This window comes from Microbacterium sp. KSW4-4 (assembly GCF_023091185.1).
Lineage (GTDB): Bacteria > Actinomycetota > Actinomycetes > Actinomycetales > Microbacteriaceae > Microbacterium > Microbacterium paraoxydans.
Window position 1 is genome coordinate 770,082 of record NZ_JAHWXJ010000001.1, and the last position, 19,297, is coordinate 789,378.

At 69.0% G+C, this 19,297-nt stretch carries 17 protein-coding genes; all 17 read right to left on the reverse strand.

Going from position 1 to position 19,297, the window contains the following annotated elements:
- The 17 genes from KZC57_RS03880 to murF all read right to left on the reverse strand — a co-directional run bounded on the left by KZC57_RS03880 (nt 1) and on the right by murF (nt 19,287).
- On the reverse strand, nt 1-1,227 hold the full coding sequence (locus KZC57_RS03880; protein WP_060921221.1) for a hypothetical protein: 1,227 nt from the start codon (nt 1,225-1,227) through the stop codon (nt 1-3).
- 67 nt (nt 1,228-1,294) lie between these two features.
- Complete coding sequence (dnaE, locus tag KZC57_RS03885) at nt 1,295-4,813, reverse strand: DNA polymerase III subunit alpha (protein WP_060921222.1); 3,519 nt, start codon at nt 4,811-4,813, stop codon at nt 1,295-1,297.
- Nucleotides 4,814-4,863: 50 nt separating this feature from the next.
- The gene (locus tag KZC57_RS03890; protein WP_060921223.1) at nt 4,864-5,445 is read right to left on the reverse strand and encodes a GNAT family N-acetyltransferase; all 582 of its coding nucleotides are present in this window, start codon (nt 5,443-5,445) and stop codon (nt 4,864-4,866) included.
- A gap of 56 nt (nt 5,446-5,501) precedes the next feature.
- Complete coding sequence (locus KZC57_RS03895) at nt 5,502-6,422, reverse strand: RluA family pseudouridine synthase (protein WP_060921224.1); 921 nt, start codon at nt 6,420-6,422, stop codon at nt 5,502-5,504.
- Between the two features lie 2 nt (nt 6,423-6,424).
- Nucleotides 6,425-6,997 carry a signal peptidase II gene (lspA, locus tag KZC57_RS03900; protein WP_254635588.1) on the reverse strand — a complete coding sequence of 191 codons (573 nt, stop codon included), beginning with the start codon at nt 6,995-6,997 and terminating at the stop codon, nt 6,425-6,427.
- Nucleotides 6,998-7,006: 9 nt separating this feature from the next.
- On the reverse strand, nt 7,007-7,606 hold the full coding sequence (locus tag KZC57_RS03905) for a DivIVA domain-containing protein (RefSeq protein ID WP_144881292.1): 600 nt from the start codon (nt 7,604-7,606) through the stop codon (nt 7,007-7,009).
- A 181-nt stretch (nt 7,607-7,787) separates the two neighbouring features.
- Nucleotides 7,788-8,087: a YggT family protein gene (locus KZC57_RS03910; protein ID WP_025105081.1), complete on the reverse strand. Its 300-nt coding sequence runs from the start codon at nt 8,085-8,087 to the stop codon at nt 7,788-7,790.
- 3 nt (nt 8,088-8,090) lie between these two features.
- Nucleotides 8,091-8,564: a cell division protein SepF gene (locus KZC57_RS03915; RefSeq protein WP_025105082.1), complete on the reverse strand. Its 474-nt coding sequence runs from the start codon at nt 8,562-8,564 to the stop codon at nt 8,091-8,093.
- Between the two features lie 43 nt (nt 8,565-8,607).
- Nucleotides 8,608-9,315, reverse strand: coding sequence for a YggS family pyridoxal phosphate-dependent enzyme (locus tag KZC57_RS03920; RefSeq protein ID WP_060922669.1), 708 nt, complete (start codon nt 9,313-9,315; stop codon nt 8,608-8,610).
- Nucleotides 9,312-10,466 carry a cell division protein FtsZ gene (ftsZ, locus tag KZC57_RS03925; RefSeq protein WP_247641084.1) on the reverse strand — a complete coding sequence of 385 codons (1,155 nt, stop codon included), beginning with the start codon at nt 10,464-10,466 and terminating at the stop codon, nt 9,312-9,314. Before ftsZ ends, KZC57_RS03920 begins: the two co-directional genes overlap by 4 nt.
- A gap of 163 nt (nt 10,467-10,629) precedes the next feature.
- Complete coding sequence (locus KZC57_RS03930; protein WP_247641085.1) at nt 10,630-11,373, reverse strand: FtsQ-type POTRA domain-containing protein; 744 nt, start codon at nt 11,371-11,373, stop codon at nt 10,630-10,632.
- Nucleotides 11,374-11,556: 183 nt separating this feature from the next.
- On the reverse strand, nt 11,557-12,957 hold the full coding sequence (gene murC / locus KZC57_RS03935; RefSeq protein WP_060922671.1) for a UDP-N-acetylmuramate--L-alanine ligase: 1,401 nt from the start codon (nt 12,955-12,957) through the stop codon (nt 11,557-11,559).
- Between the two features lie 42 nt (nt 12,958-12,999).
- Nucleotides 13,000-14,076 (reverse strand): glycosyltransferase, encoded by a 1,077-nt coding sequence (locus KZC57_RS03940; RefSeq protein WP_060922672.1) that lies wholly within the window; start codon nt 14,074-14,076, stop codon nt 13,000-13,002.
- Entirely contained in the window at nt 14,073-15,278 is a 1,206-nt protein-coding gene (gene ftsW, locus KZC57_RS03945) for a putative lipid II flippase FtsW (RefSeq protein WP_060922673.1), read from the reverse strand. The genes KZC57_RS03940 and ftsW overlap by 4 nt, the downstream gene beginning before the upstream one ends.
- On the reverse strand, nt 15,247-16,782 hold the full coding sequence (murD, locus tag KZC57_RS03950) for a UDP-N-acetylmuramoyl-L-alanine--D-glutamate ligase (protein WP_060922674.1): 1,536 nt from the start codon (nt 16,780-16,782) through the stop codon (nt 15,247-15,249). Before murD ends, ftsW begins: the two co-directional genes overlap by 32 nt.
- Nucleotides 16,772-17,878, reverse strand: a complete 1,107-nt coding sequence (gene mraY / locus KZC57_RS03955; RefSeq protein ID WP_025105090.1) for a phospho-N-acetylmuramoyl-pentapeptide-transferase — start codon at nt 17,876-17,878, stop codon at nt 16,772-16,774. Before mraY ends, murD begins: the two co-directional genes overlap by 11 nt.
- Nucleotides 17,875-19,287: a UDP-N-acetylmuramoyl-tripeptide--D-alanyl-D-alanine ligase gene (gene murF, locus KZC57_RS03960; protein WP_060922675.1), complete on the reverse strand. Its 1,413-nt coding sequence runs from the start codon at nt 19,285-19,287 to the stop codon at nt 17,875-17,877. Before murF ends, mraY begins: the two co-directional genes overlap by 4 nt.
- Nucleotides 19,288-19,297: the final 10 nt, after the last annotated feature.

Below are 19,297 nucleotides of genomic sequence, written 5' to 3' on the forward strand. Positions count from 1 at the left end.
TCAGCCCTTCGTGATGCCGGCGATGTCGTGGAGATAGCCGATGCGGCCGTCATCGTGGCGGACGACGAACGCCCCGCCCCGATCCTCGATGACGAGCGCCCAGGCGGTCGGACCGATGCGGAAGATCGGCTCTCCGCGTTCGTCGTGCACGTCGCGCTCGGTCGGGGCGAGGATCCAGAAGGGCTGCGCCTCGGGCGTGTTCCGACGCGGAGCGGCGGCCTGGTGATCGTCGATGACGGAATGCACCGCCGTCACGTCTTCCGATGCCGGTTCCTGCGCGGCCGCGAGTTCCTCCTCGGAGAGCGCCTTGGCGCCCAACAGTGACTCGATGCTGCCGGTGTCGGAAACGATCTCCGGCTGCTCCCCGCGGGACCGCCGCGAGTAGACCGGGGTGTACTCGTCTTCCGCGGAGACCGGCACGGTTCCGGTTCCCCCGCCCGAGGCATGCGCGGTGAGAGGGACGCGATCCGCGCCGTTCGCCGACACGTCACGCGTGTCGGTGTCGGTGTCGCGGAGATCGGCGGCGGCGTCCGCGTCACCGGTGCTTTGCTCGGCATCGGCGTCGGAGATCACGGCTGTCTCGCCCTCGGCCGCCGCAGCGGGAGACTCGGCGGCGGCAGGGGCCTCAGCGGCGGATCCGCTCGACGTCGCCTCGGGACGCGGCCGTGCGATCACCGGGCGCACCGGATTGGCGTTGCGGTGCGCGAGAGTGACGAGCCGCCCCTGGAAGTCCTCCTTGAGGCCCGGGATGAGCGGGGCGAAGACGGTGAGCACGACGAGCGCGGTCGAGGTGATGACCTGCACGACGGCGTTCCAGGGCAGACCCCAGTTGCCGGTGGAGATGACGGCCGACAGGGCGAGCCACAGGTTGCCGGCCCACACGCACGCCGAGACCGAGAAGGCCACGGAGGCGAACTGATCGATGCCGAGCGACCCCACCCGGCGGATGCCGTCGGGTGAGAACCGCCGGAGGACGAGGAGGAACACGGCGACCGTCGGCACGCCGATCGGCAGGATCCACTGGATGCCGATGCCCCAGAGCGAGATCCCCCCGCTGAGCGGGAAGAAGGACACGAGGAAGGAGACCAGCCAGACTCCGACGATCAGGAGCTCGCGCAGCGTGAATCCGAGGATGCCGTACTCCGGCGTGACCTCGTCGTCGTAGAGGACGCCGTCCTCATCGCTGAACACCGCTTCGGCGTCCGGCTCGGGAAGATCCGTGCTCATAGTCGTCCTTTCCTCATCGGCGCACCACATCTTTCCGGTGCTCTCGACGGCTCCCGATCCTACCCGCTCACCCCAGACAGGTTGGTCCGAGCAGTGACTTGAGGTCACCGAAGAGGTCGGCGGAGACCTTCACCGGCATAGGCACCTCGAACACCTTCGCTGTGCCAGCGCGATGCACGCGCAGCAGTACCTCGGTGTCCCCGCTGTGCCGCCGGAGCACCTCGGCCAGCTCCGTCATGACCCGTTCCGTCGCGCGCTGCTCGGCGAGGACGAGAGACAGGGGCCCTGCTGCATCGAAGGAGCCGACGTCGGGGGCGAAGGCAGACTGGGCATGCAGGTTCAGGCCGTCATCACGCCGGGAGACGCGCCCGCGCACGGCGAGGATCGCATCCTGCTGCAGAGTGTGCTGGAACTCGAGGTACGTCTTGCCCATGAACATCACGGTGACCTCGCCGTTGAAGTCCTCCACGGTGATCATTCCGTACGGGTTTCCGCTCGCCTTCGCCACACGATGCTGGACACTCGTGACGAGGCCGGCCACGGTGACCTGATCGCCGTCCTGCAGGTCCTCGGAGTTGTTGAGGTCGTGGATGGAGATCGAGGCATGCTTCGCGAGCGGGACCTCTAGACCAGCCAACGGGTGGTCAGAGACATAGAGGCCGAGCATCTCCCGCTCGAAGGCGAGCTTGTCCTTCTTGATCCACTCGGGACGAGGGGGCACTTTCGCGGGTGCCGCCTCCTCCATGCCGTCGTAGAGACTGTCGAAGTCGAAGCCGATGGCGCCCTGAGCCTCGTTGCGCTTCCGGTCCACCGCCGCCTCCACGGCGTCTTCATGGATCTCGAGGAGGGCCCGACGGGTGTCACCCATCGAGTCGAAGGCCCCGGCTTTGATCAGCGACTCGACCGTGCGTTTGTTGGCGACGTGCAGCGGCACCTTGTCGAGGAAGTGATGGAACGAGGTGAACCGCTCGTCCTTGCGCGACTGCACGATGCCGTCGACGACGTTCGTGCCGACGTTGCGGACGGCGCCGAGGCCGAAGCGGATGTCATCGCCGACGGCCGCGAAGAAGTTGATCGACTCGGAGACGTCCGGCGGCAGCACCTTGATGCCCATTCGGCGGCACTCGTTGAGGTAGAGCGCCATCTTGTCTTTCGAGTCGCCGACGCTCGTGAGGAGTGCGGCCATGTACTCGGCCGGGTAGTGCGCCTTGAGGTAGGCGGTCCAATAGGACACGAGACCGTACGCGGCGGAGTGCGCTTTGTTGAAGGCGTAGTCCGAGAACGGCAGGAGGATGTCCCACAGCGCCTTGACCGCTCCTTCCCCGAAGCCGCGCTCGGTCATTCCCGCCGCGAACCCCGCATACTGCTTGTCCAGCTCGGACTTCTTCTTCTTTCCCATCGCGCGGCGCAGGATGTCGGCCTGACCGAGGCTGAACCCGGCCACCTTCTGCGCGATGGCCATGACCTGCTCCTGGTAGATGATGAGTCCATAGGACTCCTCCAGGATCTCAGCGAGCGGTTCCGCGAGTTCGGGATGGATCGGGGTGATCTCCTGCTGCCCGTTCTTGCGCAGCGCGTAGTTGGTGTGGGAGTTCGCACCCATCGGCCCCGGACGGTACAGCGCGATGAGGGCCGAGATGTCGCCGAAGTTGTCCGGCTTCATGAGCCGCATGAGTGAACGCAGCGGCGGACTGTCGAGCTGGAAGACGCCGAGCGTGTCGCCGCGGGCCAGCAGCTCGTAGACGGCGGGGTCATCGAGACCGAGGTGCTCGAGATCGAGCTCCTCACCGCGGTTCATCCGGATGTTGTCGAGCGCGTCCGAGATGATCGTGAGGTTCCGGAGGCCGAGGAAGTCCATCTTGATGAGGCCGAGGGACTCGCACGACGGATAGTCGAACTGCGTGACGATCTGGCCGTCCTGCTCGCGGCGCATGATCGGGATGATGTCGAGCAGGGGTTCCGACGACATGATGACGCCGGCGGCATGCACGCCCCACTGTCGCTTCAGCCCCTCGAGGCCGAGGGCCCGATCGAAGACCGTCTTCGCTTCGGGGTCGGTCTCGATGAGGGCGCGGAACTCGCTCGCCTCCTTGTAGCGCGGGTGCGCAGAGTCGAACATGCCGTCGAGGGGCATGTCCTTGCCCATCACGGCCGGGGGCATGGCCTTGGTGAGTCGCTCGCCCATGCTGAACGGGAAGCCGAGGACGCGACCGGCGTCCTTGAGCGCCTGCTTCGACTTGATCGTGCCGTACGTGACGATCTGCGCGACGCGCTCGGACCCGTACTTCCGGGTCACGTACTCGATGACCTCGCCGCGACGACGGTCGTCGAAGTCGACGTCGAAGTCGGGCATCGAGACGCGGTCCGGGTTGAGGAACCGCTCGAAGATCAGACCGTGCTCGAGAGGGTCGAGGTCGGTGATCTTCATCGCATAGGCGACCATCGAACCGGCACCGGAGCCACGTCCCGGACCGACCCGGATGCCGTTGTCCTTGGCCCAGTTGATGAAGTCGGCGACGACGAGGAAGTACCCGGGGAAGCCCATCTGGAGGATGATGCCGGTCTCGTACTCGGCCTGCTTGCGCACCTTGTCCGGGATGCCGTTCGGGTACCGGTAGTGGAGGCCCTTCTCGACCTCCTTGATGAGCCAGCTGTCCTCGGTCTCGCCGTCGGGGACCGGGAACCGCGGCATGTAGTTCGCCGAGGTGTTGAACTCCACCTCGCAGCGCTCGGCGATCAGGAGCGTGTTGTCACAGGCCTCCGGGTGGTCCCGGAAGAGCTGCCGCATCTCGGCCGCGGTCTTGATGTAGTACCCGTCGCCGTCGAACTTGAAGCGGTTCGGGTCGTCGAGCGTGGAGCCGGACTGCACGCACAGCAGGGCTGCGTGGGCGTCGGCCTCGTGCTGGTGGGTGTAGTGCGAGTCGTTGGTGGCCACGAGCGGGATGCCGAGGTCTTTCGCGAGCCGCAGCAGATCGGTCATGACCCGGCGCTCGATCGACAGGCCGTGGTCCATGATCTCGGCGAAGTAGTTCTCCTTGCCGAAGATGTCCTGGAACTCCGCCGCAGCCGCGCGGGCGGCGTCGTACTGCCCGAGCCGCAGCCGCGTCTGCACCTCTCCCGACGGGCACCCCGTCGTGGCGATGAGCCCCTTGCCGTATGTCTGGAGCAGCTCGCGGTCCATACGCGGCTTGAAGTAGTAACCCTCCATGCTCGACAGCGAGCTCAGCCGGAAGAGGTTGTGCATGCCCTCCGTGCTCTGACTCCACATGGTCATGTGGGTGTACGCGCCCGAACCCGACACGTCGTCGCTGCGCTGGTCCGCCGAGCCCCACTGCACGCGGGTCTTGTCGCTGCGGTGCGTGCCCGGAGTGACGTAGGCCTCGAGACCCACGATGGGCTTGATGCCGGCGTTGCGGGCCGCGTTGTAGAACTCGAACGCCGCGAAGGTGTTCCCGTGGTCCGTCACCGCGATCGCCGGCATGCCGTAATCGGCGGCCGCCTGCGTCATCGCGTTGATCTTCGCAGCCCCGTCGAGCATCGAGTACTCGCTGTGCACGTGCAGGTGGACGAAGGAGTCGGATGCCATGCTTCGAGTCTACGTTCGGCCCCGGACACGAGGAGGCGTCGGCTCCCGGTTCACGCTTTCTCGCGGAGGTCCAGCCGCATGAGCACGCGAGGGAAGCCGTCGAGGACGGAGCCCGTGTCCGCCGCCTTCGCGAACCCCGCGCTCTCGAAGAGACGCCGCGTCCCGACGTACGCCATCGTGAGGTTCACCTTCGCGCCGGCGTTGTCGACCGGATACCCCTCGATCGCGGGTGCGCCCCGATCGCGCGCGTAGGCGACCGCGCCCTCGATGAGGGCGTGGGAGACACCCTGTTTGCGATGCCCTGGGCGGACCCGGAAGCACCACAGTGACCACACGTCGAGGTCGTCGACATGCGGGATGAGACGATTGCGCGCGAAGCTCGTGTCGCGTCGAGGGTGCAACGCCGCCCAGCCGACCGGCTCGTCGTCGAGGTAGGCGAGGACGCCGGGGGGAGGATCCTGGTGGCAGAGCTCACGCACCCGCTCGGCCCGTGCGGGACCGCGAAGGGAGACGTTCTCCTTGTTGCCGATCCGATAGCTCAGGCAGAAGCAGACGTTCGACGTCGACTTCTTCGGACCCACGACCGCGGCGACGTCATCGAAGACCGTCGCCGGGCGCACCACGATGCTCATGTGGTCAGTGTGGCGGACACCCCGGACACCGGCGCGCTGACGCCCCGGCGGATGAGCTATTCCCCGCGCAGCACGTCCAACGCGTGCTGGAAGTCCTCCGGATAGGGCGAGGCGAACTGCACCCACTCCCCCGTCGTCGGATGGGCGAATGCCAGCTGATGCGCGTGCAGCCACTGCCGCGTGAGTCCGAGGCGGGCGGAGAGCGTCGGATCGGCGCCGTAGAGCGGGTCCCCGACGCACGGGTGCCGGTGCGCCGCCATGTGCACGCGGATCTGGTGCGTACGACCCGTCTCCAGATGGATCTCGAGCAGAGAGGCACCGGGAAACGCCTCGAGCGTCTCGTAGTGTGTCACGGAGGGCTTCCCGTCCGGGACGACGGCGAACTTCCAGGAGTGGTTCGGGTGCCGACCGATCGGCGCATCGATCGTGCCCACGAGCGGGTCCGGATGCCCCTGCACCACCGCGTGATAGATCTTCTCGACCGTGCGCTCCTTGAACGCGCGCTTGAGGGCCGTGTACGCGGACTCGCTCTTGGCGACGACCATGAGCCCGCTCGTCCCGACGTCCAGCCGGTGCACGACGCCTTGACGCTCCGGCGCGCCGCTGGTGGCGACGCGGAACCCGGCGGCGGCGAGAGCGCCGACGACCGTGGGTCCCTCCCACCCGAGCGAGGGGTGGGCAGCGACCCCGGTCGGCTTGTCCACCACGACGATGTCATCGTCGTCGTAAACGATCCCGAGTTCGGGCACCGCGATGGGCACGATCTTCGGCCCCTCCTTCGGCTCCCACTCGACGTCCAGCCACGCACCGCCGCGCAGGCGGTCCGACTTGTCGAGGGTGACGCCGTCCAGGCGGACGCCGCCGGATGCGGCCACCTCCGCCGCGAAGGTCCGCGAGAACCCGAGGAGCTTGGCGAGGGCGGCATCGACCCGCGTACCGTCGAGCCCGTCCGGGACGGGCAGCGAACGCGACTCCACGGTCAGCGCTCCTCGGACGCCGCAGCCGCCTCGGCGTCCTCGTCGGTCTCGATCGGGGCGTGGTCCCGCTCTCGCGTGCCGTCGAACCGGAGGCCGAAGACGACGAGCAGAGCCACCGAGATCATCCCGGTGACGATGAAGATGTCGGCGACGTTGAAGATCGCCGGCATCATCCACGGCATGGAGATCATGTCCACCACTTCCCCGACCGGGAAGCCGGGGGCCCGGAAGAGACGGTCCGACAGGTTGCCGAGCACGCCTCCGAGCAGGCACCCGAGGACGACAGCCCAGAGACGCGACCGCAGTCCGAACGCCTTCCAGACGATGACGCCTGCGACGACCGCGAGGGCGATGGTGAAGATCCAGGTCACGCCCGACCCGAGGGAGAACGCCGCACCGGGGTTGCGCACGTAGTAGAGCTGCAGGAACTCTCCGAGGACCGGGACCGCCTCGTGGAGCGGCAGATTCTCGATGGTGAGGTACTTCACAAACTGATCGGCGGCCAGCACGACCGCTGCGAGAATCGCAACGATCGCACCGGCCGCCGACCGACGAAGGGGACGACGTCCTGACAAGAGGGCGCCTTACAGGCCGATCGCGGAGACCGGCGTGGAGTCCGTGGAGGCCGACTTCTCGTCGAGCTCGCGGAGCTGACCCTCGATGTAGCCGCGGAGCTGCGAGCGGTAGTCGCGCTCGAAGTTGCGCAGCTCCGTGATGCGCGCCTCCAGCGTGTTGCGCTCGCGCTCCAGGCGTGCGGTCTCCTCGCGCTGCTTCGCCTCGGCCTCCGTGCGGATACGAGCGACCTCGGCCTCGGCCTCGGAGATGAGCTGGTTGCGCTTGGCCTCACCCTCGGCCACGTGCTCGTCGTGCAGACGCTGCGCGAGCTCGATGATGCCGGCGGTCGCGGTCGCGGAGCCGGTCGGTGCGGCGTCGGCGGCGGGAGCCTCGGCGGCGGCCGGGGCGGGAGCAGCGGCTTCCGGCTCGGCGGCAGCGGCGGTAGCAGGCGTGGAGCCCGACTCATAAGCGGCGAGCTTCGCCTTCAGCTCGGCGTTCTCCTCGAGGGCCTTGCGCCACTCGATGACGATCTCGTCGAGGAAGTCGTCGACCTCGTCCGGGTCGAAGCCGTCCTTGAAGCGGACGTGCTGGAACTGCTTGGTGACGACGTCATCCGGGGTAAGTGCCATGGGTGGCTCCTCTTTCGATGAGTTCGATTGCCAGTACCGATGTATGGCGTGTTCGTGATGTGGCGCGAACCCGGGGCGCGCACCTGGGTGCCAGCATAGCCCCCGAGCCTTGGGGTCGCGATGCCACGACACCCAGGCTCGGTGAACTCGCCGCCGTCACCGGGCGCGACACGCGGGGTGGTCAGCGGATGAACAACCGGACGATGTTCATCAGGATCAGGACGACCAGAAGGGTCAGCGCGAAGCCGAAGTCCAGCGAGAGCTGACCGATACGCAGCGGCGGGATGATCCGCCGGAAGAACCGGATGGGCGGATCGGTGACGGTGTACACCGCCTCGGCGGCCACGAGACCGAAGCCCTTGGGACGCCATTCCCGATTGAACATCGGGATGTAGTCCAGGATGAGCCTCGCGAAGAGCACGAGGATGTAGACCAGCAGCACCAGATGGACGATGCTGGCGAGGACCGAGACCAGCTGCACGGTCTACGAGTGGTCGAAGCCCGCAGACTCGGCGTCTGCGTGCGCGATACCCCCGTGGCCGGACACCGCGATGTTCTCCGGCGAGAGCAGGAATACCTTGGAGGTCACCCGCTCGATCCGGCCGTAGAGGCCGAGGGAGAGACCGCTCGCGAAGTCGATGAGGCGGCGCGCGTCGGCGTCGCTCATCTGGGAGAGGTTGATGATGACCGGGACGCCCTCGCGGAAGCTCTCCGCGATCAGCTGGGCGTCGCGGTACTGCTTGGGGTGGACGGTGAGGATCTCGTTCACGGCTCCTGCTGCGGGCTGGCGGACGGCGACGGGACGACGGAGGGGCGTGACGGGAGCCGGAGCCGGCTCTTCGCGCTCACGCTCACGCTCACGCTGGGCGCGGGCGGGCGCCGGCGTCTCCTCTTCGTAGACCTCTTCCTCGTCGGCGAGGCCGAGATACACCATGGTCTTCTTCAGCGGGTTACCCATCGTGTCCTCCGGTTCGAACGTTTCGGGCTGGTCTTGTCACAGGCTAACCCCGGGCGGGGCGCGGTCCCGTGATTGCGGAACCGATCCGCAGGTGTGTCGCGCCGGCGGCGATGGCCTCGGCGAAGTCGCCGGTCATCCCGGCGGAGATCCACGTCGCGTCGGGAGCGACGGTCCGCACGTCGGCGGCGATGTGGTGCAGACGGGCGAAGGCGCGCGCGGGATCCTCGTCGAGGGGCGCGACGGCCATCACACCACGGAGCCGCAGCGAGGACAGGCCGAGCACGTGCTCGGCCAGCGCCACGGCTGACGCCGGCGCCACGCCTCCCCTGCCCTCATCCTCGGTGAGATTCACCTGGACGAGTACGTCGAGCACCTCGTCGGTCTCGGCCGCACGGTGCAGGGCGTCCGCGAACCGGTCACGGTCCACGGAATGCACGACGTCGGCGCTCCGCCTGATCGCCGCGGCCTTGTTCGTCTGCCCCTGCCCGATGAAATGCCACTCGAGGTCGAGGCCGGAGAGCTCGCCCGCCTTGGCGGTGAGCTCCTGCTGCCGGTTCTCCCCCACCGCGTGCACTCCGAGAGCGTGCAGATCGCGCACCAGGGAGGCGGGGTGGAACTTGGTGACGACGATCCGGGTGATCTCCTCGGGGGACCGCCCGGCGGCACGCGCGGCGTCGGCGATCTTCTCGTCGATCGCCGACAGCCGCGCGGCCAGGTCCGATGGCGCCGAAGCGCCGACCGGTGTCGTCACTTCAGGAATTCGGGGATGTCGATGTCGTCGTCGGCGAAGGCCGGCTCGATGCTCGTCGTCGGCGTGCGCGGTGCCGTCGGCGCCGAGGCGGGCTCGGGCGTGCTCTTCTCGGCCGCAGGCTCGGAGGTCTCCGACAGCGCCACCTCGGGAAGGGACGCGGTGGAAGGACGCGAGACGACCATCGGGTCCAGCCGCAGCGAGGGCTCGCCGCCGTCGAAGCCGGCGGCGATCACGGTCACCCGCACCTCGTCGCCGAGCGTGTCGTCGATGACCGTGCCGAAGATGATGTTGGCCTCCGGGTGCGCGGCCTCCTTGACGAGGTCCGCGGCGTCGTGGATCTCGAAGATGCCGAGGTTCGAGCCACCCTGGATCGACAGCAGCACACCGTGCGCGCCTTCGATCGAGGCCTCGAGCAGCGGCGACTCGACGGCGAGCTCCGCCGCCTTGATCGCGCGGTCGGCGCCGCGGGCCGAGCCGATGCCCATCAGGGCGGATCCCGCTCCCTGCATGACCGACTTCACGTCGGCGAAGTCCAGGTTGATGAGACCGGGGGTCGTGATGAGGTCGGTGATGCCCTGCACACCGGCGAGGAGGACCTGGTCGGCAGTCGCGAACGCCTCGATCATCGAGATGCCGCGGTCGCTGATCTCGAGCAGACGGTCGTTCGGGACGACGATGAGGGTGTCGACCTCTTCCTTCAGCTTCGCGACGCCCGCCTCGGCCTGGCTCTGGCGACGACGCCCCTCGAAGGAGAACGGCTTCGTCACGACACCGATGGTCAGCGCACCGATCGACTTGGCGATGCGGGCGACGACGGGAGCACCACCGGTTCCGGTGCCACCACCCTCTCCGGCGGTGACGAAGACCATGTCGGCACCGGTCAGGGCCTGCTCGATCTCCTCCGCGTGGTCCTCTGCGGCGCGACGACCCACCTCGGGGTCGGCACCGGCGCCGAGACCGCGGGTGAGCTCGCGGCCCACGTCCAGCTTGACGTCGGCGTCGCTCATGAGCAGCGCCTGGGCGTCGGTGTTGACGGCGATGAACTCGACTCCGCGGAGACCGAGCTCGATCATGCGGTTGACGGCGTTGACGCCGCCACCGCCGACGCCGACGACCTTGATCACGGCGAGGTAGTTCTGGTTCTGGCTCATGGCCGGCCTCCGATTAGTAGAGCCTGGAAGGGGTGAACCTTAAACCTCAACTAGAGGTGTAAAGTATTTCCCGGTATTGCGTTCTCTCAGATCGAAGGTATGCGCCGCCTGGCCGCGCACGCGCAGCGACATGGGCGTGTCGCGCCATTCCCGCCGAAAGAGATCAGCCGACGACCGCCACGTCGGGAGACGTGACGTCGATCGACGAGGCATCGGGGTTCTTCACGAGCGCGGCGGAGAGTGCGAGCGCCTTCAACCCCGAGTCCTCCTGACTCCCCCACACGACCGTGAGGCCGGAGTCGAGGGTCAAGGTCACGTCGTCCGCCGTCGAGGCCCGCACGCCGGTGAGTGTCTTGCGGATGTCCGCCGGGAGCGCTCGGACGACGAGCCCGGCGCTGCGGAAGGCGGCCGAGTCGACCCCGCCCTCCACCTCCACCAACGGCTGCCCCGCCGGGCGCTGGGCTGTCGTCGAGAGAGCGACGCCCGCTGCGTCCACGAGGGTGAAGCCGGCACCCGACTCGACCACCCCGATCGGCGTACGCTCGACGATGCGCACGGTCAGGTCGTGCGGTGGACGTGCTTCCAGGGCATACGTCTCGATGAGCGGGAACGTCAGCAACGCCGCCTTGACCTCGCTCGTATCGACCAGGGCGAGCGGCGTCCCGAGCTGGTCCGCGAGGGCGCCTTCGATCACCGCGGGATCGATCGTCGTGGTGCCGGTGACCGTGATGCGCTGCACAGCGAAGAGCGGGCTGTAGGCGGCGGCGACACTCCCCCCGATCAGCAGCGCCACGGCCCCGAGGGCGCTCAGCCAGACGATACGACGCCGGCGGGATCGCTGGGTGAACCGACGGATCTCCGCCCGGAGCGCCCTGCGACGGGCGCGCGCGGCGCGCCAGACATCCATGGACGAACGCGGGACCGGCCGTTCCTCGGGCATCACTGCGGCGGACCCGACCGGCGAGGCGTCTCCCCCCTCGTCCGGCGACGGCAGCGGGGCGGGACGCCGGCGGAGGGTCCGTTCGGACGCGTCGTCCGTCTCCCCCGGAGTATCCGGAGCGCTCGGGAGTGGGGGCGGCCGGCGCATGGGCTACGCCCCGTCGGTCCGGCGAAGTGACTCCAGCACCTGCGGGATGATCTGGTAGACGTTGCCGCAACCGAGGGTCACGACGAAGTCGCCCTCCTCCGCGACCGATGCCGTGTAGTCGGCCGCCTCCTGCCAGTCGGCGACGAAGTGCACGCGGGAAGCGTCCTGGAACGCGCCGCTCACCAGCTCACCGGTGACGCCGGGCACCGGGTCTTCCCTGGCGCCGTAGACGTCCAGCATCACGGTGTGGTCGGCGAGCTCCTCCAGGACGTCCGCGAACTCCTGGTACATGTGCTGCGTCCGGGAGTACGTGTGCGGCTGCTGGATCGCGATCAGCCGGCCGGAACCCGCCAGGCTGCGCATGGCCTCCAACGCGGCGCGGACCTCGGTGGGGTGATGGGAGTAGTCGTCGTAGACCGTGACCCCGCGCTCCTCACCGTGGCGCTCGAGACGACGGACGGTTCCCGCGAAGCCCTCGATGGCGCGCACGGCGTCGCGGAGCGGGTGGCCGAGCGCGAGGAGGACGGCGACCGCTCCCGTCGCATTGATCGCGTTGTGCACGCCGGGGACCGCGAGCTGCATGCGCTCGGTCTCCCCTCCGTGCGAGACGACCGCCGCGACGGGGCCCGCGGTGACGATCTCGCTGACGCGGACATCCGCGTGCTCGGCCTGACCGAACGTCAGGACCCGCGGGTGGGACAGCCCTGCCAGGACCCTGAGCGCGCCGGGGTCGTCGCTGGAGATGACGACCGCCTCCGACGCGGCATCCGCGAACCGCACGAAGGCGTCGTGGAAGGCCTCGTCGGAGCCGTAGTGGTCGAGGTGATCGGGGTCGACGTTCGTGATGAGCGCCACAGCCGTGTCGTAGAGGAGGAAGGTGCCGTCGGACTCGTCCGCCTCGATGACGAAGAGGTCGCCGCTCCCGGTCGCGCTGGACGTGCCGAGCTGCTCGATGACGCCGCCGTTGACGAAGTGCGGATCGGCGCCGAGGTCACGCAACGCGGTGACGATCATCCCCGTCGAGGTCGTCTTGCCGTGCGCACCCGCCACCGAGACGAGGCGCCGCGTGCCGATCAGCCAGTGCAGCGCCTGAGACCGGTGGATGACGTGCAGGCCCCGCTCCTTGGCGGTGACGAACTCGGGGTTCTCCGGCCAGATGGCGCCGGTGTGCACGACCGTGTCGGCGTCGCCGAGGTGGGCGGCATCATGACCGACGTGGACCGTCGCACCCGCCGCGGCCAGCGCCCGCAGGTTGTCGCTGTCGGCGCGGTCGCTGCCGGAGACGCGGATGCCCGCGTCGAGGAACATCTTGGCGAGTCCGCTCATCCCGGATCCACCGATGCCGATGAAGTGCGCGGCGGTGATCGTCTCGGGGATGGGGAGGGAGAGGTCGGGTCTGATCATGTCCGCTTCAGTCTACTTTTCGTTCTCGTCCGGGCGGCGGCGTCACGCCGCACCGAGGGCACGATCGATCATCGCCACGACGTTCTCGGTGCCGGTGCGGGTGCCCGCGGTCTCCGCCGCCTCCGCCATCCGACGGATGCGGTCGGGATCGCCGAGCAGCGGCACGACGATCCGCCGGACGGCGTCGCCGTCGAAGGTCGCGTCGTCGAGGAGCTGCGCGGCACCGGCGGCCACGGCCGATCCGGCGTTCAGACGCTGCTCTCCGTTGCCCACCGAGTACGGCACGTACAGCGCGGGGATGCCGAGCGCGCTGATCTCGCTCACCGTGGCCGATCCCGAACGCGACACGATGAGGTCGGCCAGTGCGAACGCGAGATCCATGCGGTCGACATACCGGCGGAGGGCGTAGCCGGGCACTCCCGGGTCGGCGAGGTCGCTGCGCTCCCCGGTGACGTGCAGCAGCTGCCAACCGGCAGCGAGGATGTCGCGCCAGGAGTCCGCGAGGGCGTCGTTCAACCGCTGCGCTCCGAGCGAGCCGCCGAAGACGAGAAGGACAGGACGATCGGCATCGAGTCCGAAGTACTCGGCCGCCTCGGCCCGCTGTGCCGCCCGGTCGAGCGTGATGACCTCGCGCCGCAGCGGCATGCCGACCACCTCGCTCCCGCGGAGCGGCGTTCCGGCGAACGCGACGCCCACGCCCGCGGCCGCACGGGCACCGAGCACGTTCGCCAGCCCGGGCTTCGCGTTGGCCTCGTGGACGACGAAGGGCACGCGCTCGCGACGCGCGGCCACGTAGGCGGGTGCGGAGGCGTAGCCGCCGAAGCCCACCACGACGTCGATGCCGTGCTGCCGGATGTGCGCACGCACCTGGGCGATCGCCCGGCGGAACCGCGCGGGGAACGCCGCGGCCTGCGCGTTCGGGCGCCGCGGGAACGGCACCTTGTCGACGATGAGCAGCTCGTAGCCGCGCTCGGGGACGAGGCGGGACTCCAGGCCTTCGGCCGTGCCGAGCACGAGGATCGTCGCGGCGGGGTCGCGCTCACGCAGCGCGTCGGCGACAGCGAGCAGCGGATTGACATGGCCGGCGGTGCCACCGCCGGCGAGGAGGTACGAAGTCACCTCGCGACCCTACCCCGCTCGGCTGACTGCTTCTCGGCGACCGGGATGGTCCGCGCGAAAGCCAGCAGGACACCGCAGGCGATGAGCACGGCCAAGAGCGCCGTCCCCCCCTGGGACATGAAGGGAAGGGGCACGCCCATCACGGGGAAGACCCCGATGACCACGCCGACGTTCAGCACGGCCTGACCCACGATCCACACCGTGATCCCCCCGGCCGCGACGCGGATGAACGGGTCTGACGTCTTGCGGATGACATGGAAGACACCCACGGTGAAGAACGTGAAGAGGGCGAGCACGACGATGCAGCCGATCAGCCCCAGCTCCTCGCCGACGATCGCGAAGATGAAGTCGTTGCCGGCGGCGGGGAGCCACCCGTACTTCTCCTGGGAGTTGCCGAGGCCGAGTCCGAAGACACCGCCGGAGGCCATGCCCCAGATGCCGTGGATCGACTGGTAGCAATCGTTGTAATAGAGCGTCATGTCGTCGCAGGTGGCGGTGATGCGCCGCATGCGGTCCTTGCTGGAGAGCGCATAAGCGAGGACAGCAGCCACGCCCAGGATCATCGGGATGATGAACAGCCGCAGCTTCACCCCGGAGAAGAAGAGGCAGCCGAGGAGGATGAGGACCAGCACCATCGCGGTGCCGAGGTCCTTACCCGCGAGCACGGTGCCGATCGCCAGCGCGCCGACGGGGACGACGGGTATGAAGACGTGGTGCCAGGTGCCGAGCATGGTCTGCTTGCGCAGCAGGACCGCGGCGATCCACAGGGCGAGCGCCAGCTTGAGGAACTCGGACGGCTGCATCTGGAAGCCCGCCACCTGGATCCAGTTCCGGTTTCCGCCGTCGGCGACGCCGAGTGGAGTGAACACCAGGAGCTGCAGGGCCACGGCGCCGAACAGCGCCGGCCACGCCATGCGCTTGAGGAACGCCACGGGGAAGCGGCTGATGAGGAACATCATCGGGATGCCGAGCAGGGCGAACACACCTTGCCGGAGAGCGCCGTCCAACGGGTTCTGCGCCTTGGCCACCGCCGTCGCGCTCGTCGCGGACAGCACCATCACGAGACCGAAGATCGTCAGGAGCAGGGCGGTCGACGCGATCAGCAGGAACTCGGTCGACACCGGGGTGAACCGGCGTCCGAGCGAGACCCGTGCCGCGAGGCCTCCCGACTCAGACCGCGGAGGGCGAGCCACCTGCGTCATCGGCGCTCCCCCGATCGATCCATTCCCGCACCGCCTCGGCGAAGCGGTGGCCCCGATCCGCGTAGCTGGAGAACTGGTCGAAGGATGCAGCGGCGGGAGCGAGGAGCACGGTGCCCTCCCCGTCGACGATCCCCGCCGCGATCTCCACGACGCGGTTCATGACCTGTCCAGTGTCACCAGCTTCGACCTCGAAGACCGGCACCGTCGGCGCGTGTCGCTCGAATGCCGCGACGACCGCCGCGCGGTCCACGCCGATGACGACCGCCGCGCGCGCGGTCGCGCCCGCGTCGGCGACGAGATCGCCGATGTCGACGCCCTTGAGATCGCCGCCCACGACCCACACCGCTCCGGGGTACGCGCGCAGCGACGACGCCGCCGCGTGCGGGTTCGTCGCCTTGGAGTCGTCGACCCAGGTGATGCCGGCATGCCGGGCGACCACCTCGATGCGGTGCGCGTCCAGGCGGAAGGTCTGCAGTGCGCCGTGGATCGCCTCGGGCTCGACTCCGAGGGAGCGGGCGAGAGCACTGGCGGCGAGGATGTTCTGCACGATGTGCGGGGCCGACAGTCCTGCGGCCTCCAGGTCGGCGACCGTCGTCAGCTCCAGGGCGCTGCGCGCGCGGTCGTCGAGGAAGGCCCGATCGACGAGCAGCCCCTCCACGACGCCGAGGTCGCTCGGCCCGGGGATGCCGAGGTCGAAGCCGATGGCACGAGCACCCTCGACGACCTCGGCCTCCTCCACCATCCGACGCGTGGCCTCGTCGGCCTTGTTGTAGACGCAGGCGACGCGGGTGTTCCGATAGACCAGGGCCTTCGCGTCGCGGTAGGCCTGGGCGCTGCCATGCCAGACCAGATGATCGTCGGCGAGGTTCAGGCAGACCGCGGCGTGCGGGAAGAGCTCGCCCTCCGGGCGCGACAGGCCGAGATACCAGAGCTGGTGACTGGAGAGTTCGACGACGAGCACGTCGAAGCCGGCGGGGTCCCGCACCGCGTCGAGCACGGGGACGCCGATGTTGCCGCATGGTGCGGCCCGGAGCCCGCCGGCGACGAGCAGCGTCGCCGTGAGCTGGGTCGTGGTCGTCTTGCCGTTGGTGCCGGTGATGAGCACCCAGTCCGCCGGCGTGCCGTCCGCGCGGAGGACCTTGTCGCGCACCCGCCAGGCGAGCTCGACGTCACCCCACAGGGCGATGCCCTCGTCCTGGGCCCAGCGGATGACCGGGTGCGCCGGAGCGAACCCCGGGGACGCGATGACGACCTCGGGTGCGAACGCCGTCAGCGCCTCGGGCACGGCGTCGAGCGGTCCGAGCTCCAGCCGTGCGCCGATGACGGGCAGAAGGCGGGCGTACTCCTCCTCCGCGGACTCGCTGAGCACGAGGACGTCGGCACCGAGCTCCGCGAGGGTGTCGGCCACGGAGAAGCCGGTCATGGAGAGGCCGAGGACGGCGACGCGCAGGCCGCTCCAGTCGGCGTGCCAGCTCGTCAGCCCGGCCAGACGCTCAGCCGACACGGGTCAGCCATTCGACGTAGAAGAGCCCGACGGCCGACACAGCGAGAAGACCCGCGATGATCCACATGCGCACCACGATGGTGACCTCCGACCAGCCCCGCATCTCGAGGTGGTGGTGGAACGGGCTCATGAGGAACAGCCGCTTGCCGCGGGTGATCTTGAAGTAGGCGCGCTGCAGGATCACGGATCCGGAGGCGAGCACGAAGACGCCGGCGATGATGAGGAGCAGCAGTTCGGTGCGGGTCATGACCGCCATCGCGGTGATGACGCCGCCGATGGCCATCGAGCCCACGTCGCCCATGAAGACCTTCGCCTTCGGGGCGTTCCACCACAGGAACCCGATGAGGCTGGCGGCGAACGAGGCCGAGATGATCGCGAGGTTGAACGGGTCGCGCACCTCGTAGCAACCGCCGAGGGAACCGGGGTCTCCCCCGATGCAGGGCTGCTTAAACTGCCAGAACGCGATGAGGCTGTAGGCGCCGACGACGATCACGCCCGCGCCGGCGGCGAGGCCGTCGAGGCCGTCGGTGAGGTTGACGCTGTTGGAGGTCGCGACCCCGATGATCGAGATCCAGGCGAGGTAGAGGATCCAGCCCAGGATGACGCCGAACGCGAAGAGGTTCAGCCAGGTGATGTCCCGGAAGAGGGAGATCGACGCGCTGGCCGGCGTCTGCCCCCACTTGTTCGGGAAGTTCAGCGCCACGATGCCGAAGGGGATCACGACGATGAGCTGACCGATCACCTTGCGCCACCCCGACAGCCCGAGGCTGCGCTGGCTGCGCACCTTCATGTAGTCGTCGATGAACCCGACCACGCCGAAGCCCACCATGAGCCAGATGACGAGGATCGCGGACAGCGCCGGCGTCTCCCCGCTGACGAGGACGCCGGTGAAGTAGCCCACGATCGAGCCGAGGATGAAGATGACCCCGCCCATCGTGGGCGTGCCGCGCTTGGCCTCGTGGCTGGGGTTGCCGGCGGCTTCCGGGGTGCGGATGACCTGCCCCCAGCCCCACTTCCGGAAGAGCCGGAGGAAGACGGGAGTCAGGAAGAGAGTGAAGGCGAGCGAGATGGCCGCCGCCATGATGAGGGACCTCACGAGAACAATTCTCCCAGACGATCGCCGAGATGCCGGAGGCCCACGGAGTTGGACGACTTCACGAGGACCCGGTCACCGTCGCGCAGCTCGGTGCGGAGGTACTCGAACGCGGCGTCCTGGTCCGGCAGATGCACGGCCTCGCTGTCCCACGACCCCTCGCCGACGGCGGCGAGGTAGAGCCGACGGGCCTCAGGCCCGACGACGACGATGCGCCGGATGTTGAGGCGCACGGCGAGCAGACCGATGCGGTCGTGCTCTTCCCCGGCGCTCTCGCCGAGCTCGCTCATGGCACCGAGCACGGCGACGGTGCGCTCGTCCGGTCCGGTGATCTGCGCGAGCGTCCGCAGCGCGGCCGCCATCGAATCGGGGCTGGCGTTGTACGCGTCGTTGATGATGCGGACGCGGTCGTTGCCCAGCGGCTGCATGCGCCAGCGCTCGGCGATCTCGACGGTCTCCAACCGGGACACGGCCTCCGATGGAGCCACGCCGAGCTCCACGGCGGCGGTGATCGCGGCGAGGGCGTTCGTGACGTGGTGGGCCCCGAGGACGCGCAGCCGCAGCGGCAGCTCCTCTCCCGCGGCCTCGATCACGCACTGCGTTCCGGAGGCCGACACCTCGATGTCCCGCGCGTGCACGGCGGCCGCGGCGGACTGGCCGAAGCCGACGACCCGGAGGCCGCGGCTCTCCGCGAGCTCCCGCATCGCCCAGACGCGGGGGTCGTCGGCGTTGAGCACGGCGGTGCCGGGCACGCGGGCCGCGGCGACGAGCTCGGACTTGGCCTTCGCGGTGGCCTCGATGCCGCCGAAGCCCCCGGCGTGCGCCATGCCGACCATGAGCACGACGACGAGGTCGGGCTCGACGAGGCCGGCGAGCCGCGCGATGCTGCCTGGGGCGGCGGCGCCGAACTCGCTCACGAGGAAGCGGGTGTCATGCGTGACGCGGAGCATCGTCACCGGGGCGCCGACCTCATTGTTGAAGGACTTCACCGGAGCGACGGTCTCACCCTCGTCCTCGAGGATGCGGGCGAGGAAGTTCTTGGTCGTCGTCTTGCCGTTGGAGCCGGTGATGCCGACGATGCGGAGGTTCCCGCCGGCGCGCACGCGCGCCACGACCTCGCGGGCGAGGTCGCCGAGCGCGGCGACGGCATCGGGCACGACGATCTGCGAGACATCGACGTCGACCGGGTGCTCGACGATCGCCAGCACGGCACCGGCTTCGACGGCGGCGCCGACGAAACGGTGCCCGTCCGTCTCGGCACCGGGCTTGGCGACGAAGATCGAACCCGCCTCCATGGTGCGGGAATCGGTGTCGACGATGCCGTCGACCACCGTCTCCGGCGTGTGCTCTCCGGCCACGCGCAGTTCACCACCGATGGCGGCAGCGATCTCAGCGAGCGTCAGGGCGATCATGTCATCTCCA

Coding starts and splice junctions, on each gene's coding strand:
- KZC57_RS03905 (WP_144881292.1), bottom strand. CDS start 7,606: ATGGCACTTACCCCGGATGACGTCGTCACCAAGCAGTTCCAGCACGTC.
- ftsW (WP_060922673.1), bottom strand. CDS start 15,278: ATGACGCAGGTGGCTCGCCCTCCGCGGTCTGAGTCGGGAGGCCTCGCG.
- KZC57_RS03915 (WP_025105082.1), bottom strand. CDS start 8,564: ATGGGTAACCCGCTGAAGAAGACCATGGTGTATCTCGGCCTCGCCGAC.
- murF (WP_060922675.1), bottom strand. CDS start 19,287: ATGATCGCCCTGACGCTCGCTGAGATCGCTGCCGCCATCGGTGGTGAA.
- KZC57_RS03930 (WP_247641085.1), bottom strand. CDS start 11,373: ATGGATGTCTGGCGCGCCGCGCGCGCCCGTCGCAGGGCGCTCCGGGCG.
- dnaE (WP_060921222.1), bottom strand. CDS start 4,813: ATGGCATCCGACTCCTTCGTCCACCTGCACGTGCACAGCGAGTACTCG.
- KZC57_RS03880 (WP_060921221.1), bottom strand. CDS start 1,227: ATGAGCACGGATCTTCCCGAGCCGGACGCCGAAGCGGTGTTCAGCGAT.
- murC (WP_060922671.1), bottom strand. CDS start 12,957: ATGATCAGACCCGACCTCTCCCTCCCCATCCCCGAGACGATCACCGCC.
- ftsZ (WP_247641084.1), bottom strand. CDS start 10,466: ATGAGCCAGAACCAGAACTACCTCGCCGTGATCAAGGTCGTCGGCGTC.
- KZC57_RS03890 (WP_060921223.1), bottom strand. CDS start 5,445: ATGAGCATCGTGGTGCGCCCGGCGACGGTCTTCGATGACGTCGCCGCG.